This is a genomic window from Streptomyces shenzhenensis, assembly GCF_021462265.1.
GTDB lineage: Bacteria > Actinomycetota > Actinomycetes > Streptomycetales > Streptomycetaceae > Streptomyces > Streptomyces shenzhenensis.
In genome coordinates this window covers 1-1,282 of record NZ_JAJONF010000153.1, presented here as the reverse complement: position 1 = coordinate 1,282, position 1,282 = coordinate 1, and the positions used below count along the sequence as shown (strand labels likewise).

At 68.7% G+C, this 1,282-nt stretch carries 1 protein-coding gene; it reads right to left on the bottom strand.

The window, feature by feature from the left end:
• Positions 1-1,282: acyltransferase domain-containing protein (locus LQ326_RS47180; RefSeq protein ID WP_234545379.1), on the bottom strand; the 1,282-nt coding region annotated here is incomplete at both ends.

The following is a 1,282-nucleotide window of genomic DNA, read 5'->3' as shown; positions in this document are numbered from 1 at the left end:
GCCAGTAGTGCTGGTGTTGGAAGGGGTAGGTGGGGAGGGGGGTGTGGGGGGTGGTGGGGAGGTGCCAGTGGGGGGTGTGGTGGGTGGTGGTGTGGAGGCGGGCGAGGGAGTGGTGGAAGGTGAGGGGTTCGGGTTGGTTGCGGCGGAGGGTGGGGATGGCGGTGGTGTTGTCGGTGTCTTCGATGGCGGGGGTGAGGACGGGGTGGGTGCTGATTTCGATGTAGGTGTGGTGGCCGGTGTCGGTGAGGGTGGTGATGCCGTGGTGGAAGTGGACTTGTTGGCGGAGGTTGCGGTACCAGTACTCGGCGTTGAGGGACGGGTCGGTGATCCAGTCGCGGTCGGTGGTGGAGTACATGGGGGTGGTGGGGGTGCGGGCGGTGATGGGTGCGAGGAGTTGCCTCAGTTCTTCTTCGATGGTTTCGACGTGGGGGGTGTGGGAGGCGTAGTCGACGGGGATGAGGCGGGTTCGTATGCCGGTGTGGGTGAGTTTGTGGTGGAGGGTGTTGATGGCGGTGGGGTCGCCTGCGGCGACGGTGGAGTGGGGGCCGTTGTGGGTGGCGATGTGGAGGCCGTCGGTGAGGTGGGGGGTGATGTGGTGGGCGGGGAGGGGGATGGAGAGCATGGCGCCGTGGCCGGCGAGGTGGCGGGCGATGGCTTGGCTGCGGAGGGTGACGATGCGGGCGGCGTCTTGGAGGGTGAGGGCGCCGGCGATGTGGGCTGCGGCGATTTCGCCTTGGGAGTGGCCGATGACGGCGTCGGGGGTGATGCCGTGGTGTTGCCAGAGGCGGGCGAGGGCGACCATGAGGGCGAAGGTGGTGGGTTGGACGACGTCGACGCGGTCGAGGGTGGGTGCGTGGGGGGTTTGGCGGATGACGTCGGTCAGGGACCAGTCGACGTATGTGCTCAGGGCTTGTTCGCAGGCTTGGATGGCTTGGGTGAAGACGGGTGAGGTGTCGAGGAGGCCTGCGCCCATGCCGGCCCATTGGGTGCCCTGGCCGGGGAAGACGAAGACGAGTTTGCCGGTGGTGGGTTGACCGTCTCCGGTGATGACGGACCGGTCGGGGGTGTGGTCGGCGAGGGCGGTGAGGCCGCGGGTGAGTTCTTCTCGGTCGGTGCCGATGACGACGGCGCGGTGTTCGAGGCGGGCCCGGTGCAGGAGGGAGTTGCCGATCTGGGTGGGGGTGAGCTCGGGGTGGGTCTCGGTGTGGTCGGCGAGCCGGCGGGCCATGTCGGCCAGTGCGGCGGGTGTCTTCGCGGACAGCACCCACGGGACGACCGCGGG